The organism is Nostoc sp. (assembly GCF_036917355.1).
In the GTDB taxonomy this organism is placed as follows: domain Bacteria; phylum Cyanobacteriota; class Cyanobacteriia; order Cyanobacteriales; family Nostocaceae; genus Nostoc.
This window is the reverse complement of sequence record NZ_JBALDP010000077.1, coordinates 1-9079: the sequence shown is the minus strand read 5'-3', so window position 1 is coordinate 9079 and position 9079 is coordinate 1. Positions and strand designations below refer to the sequence as shown.

The window sequence follows — 9079 nt, the reverse complement described above, 5'->3', positions numbered from 1 at the left end:
CAAAGATGACCCCGACACCAAATCCATCCTCAAAGAACGCGCTACCCAGGATGATCACTTCTTTGTGCGACGTGCAGCAGTCCAAGAATTAGCGAAGAACTTCAAAGATGACCCCGACACCAAATCCATCCTCAAAGAACGCGCTACCCAGGATGATGACAACGATGTGCGACATGCAGCAGTCCAAGAATTAGCTAAATACTTTAAATATCAGCCTGAGTTGTTTGAAATTTACTACCAATGCGCTGTTAATGACCCCTTTAAGCGCAAGCAAGATTATGAAATCAATCCTCGGCGCATTGCACTGGAGATAATTATCAAGCAATTTCCTCAGCATGACCAGACTTTACCACTGTTGCGCGACAGAGCCAAGAATGACCCAGATAAACAAATACGGGAATTTGCTCAGAAAAAGTTAAAGCAGTGGAAAGGGTAAATATAACCTGAGTATATGCCTAAGAAAATCAGAGAACTCAAAAGCTTGTTGCTGCAAGCAGGGTTTACTTATAAACCTGCAAAGGGTAGCCACAGTAAATGGATACATCCGCAATTGCATCAAGCTATCATCATTGCTGGCAAAGATGGTAGCGATGCCAAACCTTATTTAGAAAAGCAAGTCAATGAAGCACTTGAAGAACTAAATAAAATTAAAGAAGACGAGGAGACAGAAGAATGAAATATACAATCGTGATTCAATGGTCAGAGGCAGACCAATGTTATGTGGTTTCGCTACCTGAGTTTACGGATATAATGCAGCCTTGCACTCACGGAGAGACTTACGAAGACGCTCTTAAAAATGCTCAGGAAGTTTTAGAAATGCTGATTGAATCATCTTTGGCTGACGGTGAAACTCTACCAGAGCCTAAGACGCTAGGAAAGTCTTTGGAAGTTGCATAAAATTTATGAATTAAAGAGGTAGCTTATGAACACATCTGTAAATACAGCCAAAGTCTACGATGAAATTATAGAGTTTATTGCTGCTGGCACCACTCCCCAAAGTGTTATCGATTTCAAGCTCTCGGATGCAGCCAAAGACCGTTTAGAGGATCTCGTTTACCGCGCAAAAACTGAAGGTCTTACAGGAAGTGACCAGCGAGAGTTAGATCATTTCCTCACGCTAGAGCATATTATGAGGTTGGCAAAAGCAAAAGCTCACCAGTACATTAACCCTAAGTAAGTATTCAAAATGTCTCGTCCATATATCAATGCAGAACTGAGGCGTTTAGTTGCCGATCGCGCTGGTTATCTATGCGAGTATTGTTTATATCCAGAAGTAGAGGGCTTAAGCTGTCAAGTTGACCATATAATCAGTGTCAAACACGGCGGCGCTACAACAGCAGATAATCTCTGCTATGCCTGTATTTTCTGTAACCTGCAAAAAGGCACGGATTTGGGGTCAATTAATTGGCAAACTGGCGAACTTGTGCGGTTTTTTAACCCACGCAGAGACTTTTGGGGCGATCATTTTCGACTAGATGAGGCTGTAATTCAGCATCAAACAGATATCGGTGAAGTTACCGCACGCATTTTAGATTTTAACGGCGATGAAAGGCTTCTAGAACGACAAGCTTTGATTGCATCTAGTCAGTATCCCTCAGCATCAGCGCTAAAACAGATAAATAAATAAGTTATGATGTGCGATCGCATCCATCAATGGGAATTATATACTTAGCAACTATTGCTACCTCACCATTAGAAATCCCAAGGTAGATATACGATGGCCTATCAAAATATTGCAGCCACCCTTTCGCCACAAGATATCCAAGAAATTAAAGCCGCGCTACAGACAGTCCAAAAAAAGATGCCCTTTCTGATTACTCTTAGCAATGAAGAACGGCGTAAGTTGGTAAAAATGGGCGATAAAAGCCTAGCCTTTGTGAACAATAGCATTACTGCTGCTCAGTCTAACCGCGAAATTCTTCCAGCTACTTTTGACGTTGAGGAACTGGTTCAAGATTATCAATTAGCTGCTGCGCTTACCGAACTTTTAACCTCAATGCAGCAACTCACCGAACAGGTAGATGATACCCTAATGGCTGTCGGTAGTGAAGCTATGACTAGCAGTTTGACTGTTTATGATTATGTCAAGACTGCATCGAAAAAGACTCCAGGCTTAAAAACTGTCGCTGAACAGTTGGGCGAACGTTTTAAAGCTATTGGTAAAGGTAAATCTACTAAAACTGCCGTCTCTTGATAATTTAATACTCATTGGCGAGTCTCATATTTTTTCAAAAATCTTTGTGATATAGTGCTTCTCGCTTGTACGCAATACACTTTGACCTCTCTCCAAACCTCTCTCCTAAAAGGAGAGAGGCTTTGAATCTTACTCCCCTTCCCTTGTAGGGAAGGGGTTGGGGGTTAGGTCTTTGTTAAACTCAACACAGAAACGCTATAAATAAATTCACTGTAGGGGTGTACAAATGTACGCCCCTATTTTGCTCATCCACCTTTTATCTCCGTCAACGAGTATTTGAACTGGATGAATCCACCTTTTATCTCCGTTAACGAGTATTTGAACCGGATGAATCCACCTTTTATCTCCGTTGACGAGTATTTGAACTGGATGAATCCACCTTTTATCTCCGTTAACGAGTATTTGAACTGGATGAATCCACCTTTTATCTCCGTCGTCGAGTATTTGAACTGGATGAATCCACCTTTTATCTCCGTTAACGAGTATTTGAACCGGATGAATCCACCTTTGATCTCCGTTGACGAGTATTTGAACCGGATGAATCCACCTCTACAGGTTGCTTGAGTAGGGGCGCTATGAGAATATTTACCTATTCTGCTGTTCTAAGATTTTGCGATCGCTATTCCCACACATCTATATAATAAGAAAACAGTCGCGATGAGCGATAACTATATTTTGAAACGTATACATACATACAGACAGCAAATCCTAAAAGAAAATAAAGAAAGCTGTCTTTCGCCTATCCAAATAATAAGATACTAATAGTAATAGGATATACAGAAAATAGATTTATAGCCTTACCAAATCGATATTTGAGTGCATCTGAGTACAGCTTAATATATTGCAAAATATCTTGATAAAATCTTAGCAAATGCTTACAGGTAAGGTTTCTTGTAGCATGAACAGAAATTCTTAACCCCTGCCCCAAAAATACTAGTACCCCCATCATTAAATACTAGTGCCCCTACCCCAAGATAAATTTTAAGTTTATCTAGAGTCGGGGTTTTGGCGTTTGAGTACAACCTCAATCAATCCAATAAATCCAATCAGCATTAGGTTTTCTATCGAGTTGGATGTCACCTGATATAAGCATAAAAATAGCAGATGACTCATTTACCAGATAGACATTACCGATGCAACAGTCTTTAGACAGTATTAGCGATCCCCCCAGTACCAAAACGCAGGATTCTGCCCGTACATCCATGCTGAAAAATTTACTCTCTGGCGTTTTTTTTGAGCCATTATTGAGTGATTTTCGCATTATTTTTGAGCGCGATCCCGCAGCACGTAATTGGCTAGAAGTGGTGTTTTGCTACCCTGGATTGCACGCGCTATGTTTGCATCGTCTTGCTCACTGGTTACATTGTCGAGGAGTCGGTTTTATCCCCCGTTTAATTTCTCATTTGGGGCGATTTTTGACGGGAATTGAAATTCACCCAGGTGCAGAGATTGGTGAGGGCGTGTTTATCGACCACGGAATGGGTGTAGTCATTGGCGAAACTGCGATCGTGGGCGACTATACACTGATTTATCAGGGCGTTACCCTTGGCGGAACTGGTAAAGAAACTGGTAAGCGTCATCCCACAGTCGGCAAAAATGCAGTGATTGGGGCGGGTGCGAAAGTTTTAGGTAATCTGCAAATTGGCGATCGCGTCCGTATTGGCGCAGGTTCCGTTGTCTTGCAGAATGTTCCCAGCGATCGCACTGTTGTAGGAATTCCCGGCAGAATTATTTCTCGCAACGAAAGCGCCAGCCTTTCTCCTTTAGAACATGGAAAGCTACCCGATGTGGAAGCAACCGTGATTCGTTCTTTGCTCTCGCGCATTGAAGAACTCGAAAAACAACTGCAAACTTTAAGCGTTAAGAGTCATTAGTCACTTGTACTGAGCGTAGTCGAAGTATTGGTCATTAGCAAATGACAAAGGACAACTGACAACTGACAACTGACAACTGACAAAGGACAAATGACAAATGACAAATCACGTTTTGCAGATTCCTTTGAGCGATCGCTGGCGAATCTATCACCGTTTGCAAGAGTTAAAAATTAATTGCTCTTGTCCCCCTGATGGTTCTTTACGAGTGCAAGTGAACAATTTGCTTGAAGTAATTCTAATTCGTAGTACAGTTATGCAACTTCTCGCTTCTCGTCACGAATTATTAGAATGGCTAGAGCGTTGCTGGCATTACAGTGATGAGTCATGATTATTTCAAAAAGACCTAATTTAGGCACGATTAATCTTGAATTCATGACGCAAGTACTGGACTTTATCCTTTTTGTTCATAGATGCACAAAGCTCAAATAGGTTTAGAGTTTGAAGCTACTGTCCGCTAGCAGAATTTGTTGCAGACTGAGATGGATTAGACGGGGTTTAGATTTTGTTGGGTCTACTTAATCTAAAATTTCCCTGACATATAGCAACAATTAAAAAGGCGAAATTCCTAAATATAAATTGGAATTTCTAATTTTTAACTTTTCCCAAATTAAGAAATTGAAAGTTCAATCAATTATGGCGACTCGGAACAGAGATATAAAACTACTCAATTTTTTGCACAATGAACTTGAACTTTCAAATGCCGATATTGCTGTAGCTCTGCGACACCGTGAATTAGAAAATGGCCCGCTACCGATGCTCCTCTGGCAGTATGGTTTCGTTGATTTGGAGCAGCTAGGAAAAATTTTTGATTGGCTAGCAGACCAAAGTTAGCGAATTTGTACCTCTTAACGTTGAGTACCATTACCTGCCTAAATTACACCAAAATGCACTAGAAAATACGAGGTTACGAAGATGATTACATCCTTAATTGCTGGCTTCTGTGTATTACTTTGTTCGGGATTTGCTAATAGTTATATTAGTTCATTGCTACTCGAAGACATTTCAACTGACATCGGTAAAAACGATTAGTAATTTATACATTGTTTTAGTTCCCTGTCATACAGATGTGATGCTAATAATGGGGCAATAATTAAGGATCATGTATCCTACATTATGAATTGTGATATTTTTAGCATTTACCATCACGAGGGATTGTAGAGGGAAAGGATATTAAGAATACTTCCAAGAGAGGGATATTTGCAATGAATCAAATCATAATTAATGACACTACATTACGTGATGGCGAACAAGCAGCAGGTGTTGCCTTTACTCTACAAGAAAAAGTAGCGATCGCTAAGTTTCTCGATGCTATTGGTATACCGGAATTAGAAGTGGGTATACCGGCAATGGGCGACGAAGAAACCCGTGCGATCGCCGCAATTTCAGACTTGGGTTTACAAGCAAAACTCTTGGGCTGGAACCGTGCTGTCATCTCAGATATCAAGGCTTCCATCGCCTGTGGTTTGAACCGAGTGCATATTGCTATTCCCGTCTCTGGTATCCAAATTGCCACTAAATTTCATGGTCAGTGGCGAGTAAGTTTGCAAAAACTCAAAGACTCAATCCACTTCGCCCTCGATCAAGGTCTTTGGGTAGCAGTTGGTGGAGAAGATTCTTCCAGGGCTGATGAAAACTTCCTCTTAGATGTAGCACTTTATGCCCAAGAATGGGGTGCATCTCGTTTCCGTTTCTGCGACACCGTGGGAGTTCTCGACCCCTTCACCACCTACACTAAAGTCCAAAGGCTGGTTTCTGCGTTGACGATTCCCTTAGAAATCCACACGCATAATGATTTTGGTCTGGCAACTGCCAACGCCCTTGCGGGTATCAAAGCTGGAGCATCATCAGTGAATACCACAGTCAACGGATTAGGTGAAAGGGCAGGAAATGCAGCATTAGAAGAAGTTGTCATGGCAATTAAACGCATCTACGGCGTTGATTTGGGCATTGACACACCCAGTTTGCTGGAACTTTCTCAACTAGTTGCAGCCGCATCAGGAGCCGATGTACCACCTTGGAAAGCGATCGTTGGCGAAAATACTTTTGCTCACGAATCTGGCATCCATGCTCACGGGGTATTGCAAAATCCCATTACCTATGAACCATTTGCACCTGAAGAGGTGGGTTGGGAACGGCGTTTAGTAGTAGGTAAACATTCTGGACGGCATTTAGTTGCTAACTTGCTAGAACAGCATGGAATTTTCTTGAACTCTCAAGAAACCCAATCTGTTTTAGATGCAGTACGCCATCAATCGGTACAGAAAAAACGCAGTTTGACGACAGAAGAATTGTTGAATTTGGTCAGAGAACAGAGGTACTCTCATGCAACGCGATGAATTAGAACTAAACTTGCCACCCGCTTTTGAAATTGGTGAAAAAGTCAGAGTTCGTAAACTGCTAAAAAACGATGGTACCTTTCCCGGTAAGGAAGTCGGCCAAGTTTTAGTCAACAAGGGAGATATCGGTTACATAGCGAGTATAGGCACATATTTGCAGACTTCCTATATATATGCTGTGCATTTCTTAGAAACAGGGTTTGTCGTCGGCTGCAAGAAAAAAGAACTAGAATCGGTTGAGGAATCTCATGAAAGTAATGCTACGGATGAATGATGCCGGCACTTTAGTAGTTTATGTTGCTAAAAAAGACCTTGAAGAAGAAGTCGTCAAACAAACCGATGGAAATGATGGCAAAATTCTCACCCTAGCAAATGGTTGGGAATTAGAATTTCGTGATTTGCCAGACACAGCAAATTTACCTCAAACAGTAGAAGCTAAACGCCTCGCTTAAAAATAGTTAGGAGTTAAGAGTTATGAGTTATAAATTTTAACTCCTAACTCCTCACTCCTAACTCTTCACTTTTAACTCCCCACTCCTAACTTTTATATCAATCATGGGTAACAAGTATTTGACGTTATCAGAATTGAACCTTGAGGGACAGTTACTAGGTTTTGTTGGTGGTGAACCAGGAAAATATAAATACTTGCAATTAGCAGTTCCGTCTGGAAATGTGGAAATTAAACTGCCTAAAGAGTTGCGTCGTTTACTAAGTTCATCCTTAGTTCCTGGTCAGCAACTTCGCATTTGTGGTCATAGTGAGATAGACTCACGCACAAGTAAAATAAAAATTAAAGCCTATCGGGTGACACCAATTGATGTGTGTCCAAAGCAAGATTTACCACCTCAACCTAAAGCGAGGATTATGGTATGTCAAAAGGGCGGTTGCCTGAAACGTGGTGGTAAAGGTTTATTATCAGATTTAGAAAAAACTTTGTGCGATCGCGGTTTGTTAGACAAAGTTACTATTGAACATACAAGTTGCCAAAAATGCTGTGGCAGCGCTCCCAACTGTGTTTTACAGCTTGGTAAAAAGAAATACAAGAATATTCATCCTGATGCGATCGCATCTTTGCTAGAAAGTCACTTAACAGAGTAATAATCTTCTCTAGCTTTTCTTAAAATAATACATAACTTTGTAGAGGTAAAATTTTTACCTCTATTTGTTGTAAGTATCGTCTGTGTAGCACCCTTGGCAAACTGCGATCGGCTAAGTTATAACTGCTGCAACGTTAGTAATACCAAATACAATACAGAACTTATAAAAATTTCCAGTAGTCTTGTTCCATCAGGACTACAACCCTAATTATTGTGTATATATTTTCCGCAAATATCTTAAATAGTTAAAAATAAATGTCTTTATTTACCAATTTACTCAACCTGCATTCAGGAAACAAACCGCGTGAAGATTTTTTTACCGAGATAGTTGCTTATTTTTTATCCCTGAATAATCATATTTTGCTTGATTGGCTAAAACATCACTCAATTATTAGTGATGATAATTATTCCAGTATCAAGATTTCAACTCAACAAGAACACAAAGGACTTGAAAGCCATCCAGATGATAGCAGACTTGATATTGCGGTTGAACTTTCAACTGGTTTAAATACAGATGTAATATTTATTGAATCAAAAATTGGCGCTAAGGATGGAAATAATGCTTTAAGAAAATATTCTGATATTTTGAGTAATTTACCAAATGTCAGACATCGAATTTTAATTTACATCACCCGTGATTATGACCCAAAAGAAGAATTCAAAAAATATTGCCTTGATTTATCATCCAAGGTAAATTTCTTCCAATTGAGGTGGTATCACTTTTATAGCTTCCTAGAAAAACGCGCATTTGATATCTTAGCCCAAGAAATATTAATTTTCATGAAGAATAACAAAATGTCTCAGAATAATCAATTTTCATCAGTTGACTTATTGACAATGGTGAATTTTAAGAAAACTCTCAATCTCATGGAATCAACTCTCAACGAAGAAGTACAGCAAAAATTCAAGCTAGCTTTTGGAGGTCTGATCAAGCCAATAGCAAGTACAAGTATGACTCAATGGAGATGGTACAGTAGATATATTATCTATACTAAGTTTTCAGGCGATAATTTTTGGTGTGGTCTTGGATATTTTAATTTAAATCCAGATAATTTTACGGAATATCCATATCTAGGTATATGTTTAGAGGTTTACGGTAATTTTGTAGAACGCCCAAAAATTATTGAATCCATGCACAAAGTAATTAACGATCAGCCTAATATATGGACTCCTGATAATTTAACCATCTTGCCAGATTGTTCAGCTATTTTTTATCGAAAAAGCCTACAAGAGTTTTTATCTCAAGAAAACCAGTTATCTGCTATTAAAGATTTCTTCTTAAAATCCATTAATGAACTCAAAAATATTCAGCCAGATTTTAACTTTCCTTGGAAGGGTGTAAGTATAGAAACAGTTACAGAAACTGATAAAGAAGAAGATCCAGATACCTCACCATCTTCCATCGCAGAAGTTTAATTAGCTATAGCTATATTAAGATAAAAATAACTCTGTATTATCGTAGTTGTTATGAGCCTTACCACTGCTATCCCTCTTCTGTCACTTTCCGAGTATTCTGAATAAAAGGATTAAAAGAAAAAACTCTGGAAGGTAAGCAGGGCAATGGATGTAGAATTACAA

The 9079-nt window shown here is 39.6% G+C and carries 15 protein-coding genes; all 15 read left to right on the top strand.

The features are described 5' to 3' along the window. A partial coding sequence (locus tag V7K53_RS25105) for a HEAT repeat domain-containing protein (protein ID WP_335200237.1) occupies window positions 1–436 on the top strand: 436 nt, incomplete at its 5' end. Window positions 437–451: 15 nt separating this feature from the next. Continuing rightward, window positions 452–676, top strand: a complete 225-nt coding sequence (locus V7K53_RS25100) for a type II toxin-antitoxin system HicA family toxin (RefSeq protein WP_335200236.1) — start codon at window positions 452–454, stop codon at window positions 674–676. Continuing rightward, on the top strand, window positions 673–897 hold the full coding sequence (locus V7K53_RS25095) for a type II toxin-antitoxin system HicB family antitoxin (RefSeq protein WP_104898437.1): 225 nt from the start codon (window positions 673–675) through the stop codon (window positions 895–897). The genes V7K53_RS25100 and V7K53_RS25095 overlap by 4 nt, the downstream gene beginning before the upstream one ends. 25 nt (window positions 898–922) lie before the next feature. After that, a complete protein-coding gene (locus V7K53_RS25090) occupies window positions 923–1177 on the top strand; it encodes a hypothetical protein (protein WP_335200235.1) in 255 nt (84 codons plus the stop codon). Between the two features lie 9 nt (window positions 1178–1186). Beyond that, the gene (locus V7K53_RS25085) at window positions 1187–1627 is read left to right on the top strand and encodes an HNH endonuclease (protein ID WP_335200234.1); all 441 of its coding nucleotides are present in this window, start codon (window positions 1187–1189) and stop codon (window positions 1625–1627) included. A gap of 90 nt (window positions 1628–1717) precedes the next feature. Continuing rightward, window positions 1718–2194 carry a hypothetical protein gene (locus V7K53_RS25080; protein ID WP_335200233.1) on the top strand — a complete coding sequence of 159 codons (477 nt, stop codon included), beginning with the start codon at window positions 1718–1720 and terminating at the stop codon, window positions 2192–2194. A gap of 285 nt (window positions 2195–2479) precedes the next feature. Beyond that, window positions 2480–2758 carry a hypothetical protein gene (locus V7K53_RS25075; RefSeq protein WP_335200232.1) on the top strand — a complete coding sequence of 93 codons (279 nt, stop codon included), beginning with the start codon at window positions 2480–2482 and terminating at the stop codon, window positions 2756–2758. 569 nt (window positions 2759–3327) lie between these two features. Then, a complete protein-coding gene (gene cysE, locus V7K53_RS25070; protein WP_335200231.1) occupies window positions 3328–4068 on the top strand; it encodes a serine O-acetyltransferase in 741 nt (246 codons plus the stop codon). Between the two features lie 97 nt (window positions 4069–4165). Next, entirely contained in the window at window positions 4166–4396 is a 231-nt protein-coding gene (locus V7K53_RS25065; RefSeq protein ID WP_292816153.1) for an Asr1405/Asl0597 family protein, read from the top strand. Window positions 4397–4701: 305 nt separating this feature from the next. Then, entirely contained in the window at window positions 4702–4899 is a 198-nt protein-coding gene (locus V7K53_RS25060) for a DUF2949 domain-containing protein (protein ID WP_094349915.1), read from the top strand. Window positions 4900–5270: 371 nt separating this feature from the next. Beyond that, window positions 5271–6404 carry a homocitrate synthase gene (nifV, locus tag V7K53_RS25055; protein WP_334717829.1) on the top strand — a complete coding sequence of 378 codons (1134 nt, stop codon included), beginning with the start codon at window positions 5271–5273 and terminating at the stop codon, window positions 6402–6404. Continuing rightward, window positions 6391–6678, top strand: coding sequence for a nitrogen fixation protein NifZ (locus tag V7K53_RS25050; RefSeq protein WP_069070441.1), 288 nt, complete (start codon window positions 6391–6393; stop codon window positions 6676–6678). Before nifV ends, V7K53_RS25050 begins: the two co-directional genes overlap by 14 nt. Beyond that, complete coding sequence (nifT, locus tag V7K53_RS25045) at window positions 6653–6856, top strand: putative nitrogen fixation protein NifT (protein ID WP_114083693.1); 204 nt, start codon at window positions 6653–6655, stop codon at window positions 6854–6856. The genes V7K53_RS25050 and nifT overlap by 26 nt, the downstream gene beginning before the upstream one ends. A 103-nt stretch (window positions 6857–6959) precedes the next feature. Further along, complete coding sequence (locus V7K53_RS25040) at window positions 6960–7502, top strand: (2Fe-2S) ferredoxin domain-containing protein (RefSeq protein WP_335200230.1); 543 nt, start codon at window positions 6960–6962, stop codon at window positions 7500–7502. 254 nt (window positions 7503–7756) lie between these two features. Then, window positions 7757–8917 carry a PD-(D/E)XK nuclease family protein gene (locus tag V7K53_RS25035; protein ID WP_335200229.1) on the top strand — a complete coding sequence of 387 codons (1161 nt, stop codon included), beginning with the start codon at window positions 7757–7759 and terminating at the stop codon, window positions 8915–8917. The last annotated feature ends 162 nt before the right edge of the window (window positions 8918–9079 follow it).

Bases quoted from the DNA above. Each gene is read 5' to 3' on its own strand.
- V7K53_RS25085 (WP_335200234.1), top strand. From the start codon at position 1,187: ATGTCTCGTCCATATATCAATGCAGAACTGAGGCGTTTAGTTGCCGAT.
- cysE (WP_335200231.1), top strand. From the start codon at position 3,328: ATGCAACAGTCTTTAGACAGTATTAGCGATCCCCCCAGTACCAAAACG.
- V7K53_RS25095 (WP_104898437.1), top strand. From the start codon at position 673: ATGAAATATACAATCGTGATTCAATGGTCAGAGGCAGACCAATGTTAT.
- V7K53_RS25065 (WP_292816153.1), top strand. From the start codon at position 4,166: ATGACAAATCACGTTTTGCAGATTCCTTTGAGCGATCGCTGGCGAATC.
- V7K53_RS25090 (WP_335200235.1), top strand. From the start codon at position 923: ATGAACACATCTGTAAATACAGCCAAAGTCTACGATGAAATTATAGAG.
- V7K53_RS25060 (WP_094349915.1), top strand. From the start codon at position 4,702: ATGGCGACTCGGAACAGAGATATAAAACTACTCAATTTTTTGCACAAT.
- V7K53_RS25100 (WP_335200236.1), top strand. From the start codon at position 452: ATGCCTAAGAAAATCAGAGAACTCAAAAGCTTGTTGCTGCAAGCAGGG.
- V7K53_RS25050 (WP_069070441.1), top strand. From the start codon at position 6,391: ATGCAACGCGATGAATTAGAACTAAACTTGCCACCCGCTTTTGAAATT.
- nifV (WP_334717829.1), top strand. From the start codon at position 5,271: ATGAATCAAATCATAATTAATGACACTACATTACGTGATGGCGAACAA.
- V7K53_RS25080 (WP_335200233.1), top strand. From the start codon at position 1,718: ATGGCCTATCAAAATATTGCAGCCACCCTTTCGCCACAAGATATCCAA.
- nifT (WP_114083693.1), top strand. From the start codon at position 6,653: ATGAAAGTAATGCTACGGATGAATGATGCCGGCACTTTAGTAGTTTAT.
- V7K53_RS25035 (WP_335200229.1), top strand. From the start codon at position 7,757: ATGTCTTTATTTACCAATTTACTCAACCTGCATTCAGGAAACAAACCG.
- V7K53_RS25040 (WP_335200230.1), top strand. From the start codon at position 6,960: ATGGGTAACAAGTATTTGACGTTATCAGAATTGAACCTTGAGGGACAG.
- V7K53_RS25075 (WP_335200232.1), top strand. From the start codon at position 2,480: ATGAATCCACCTTTTATCTCCGTTAACGAGTATTTGAACCGGATGAAT.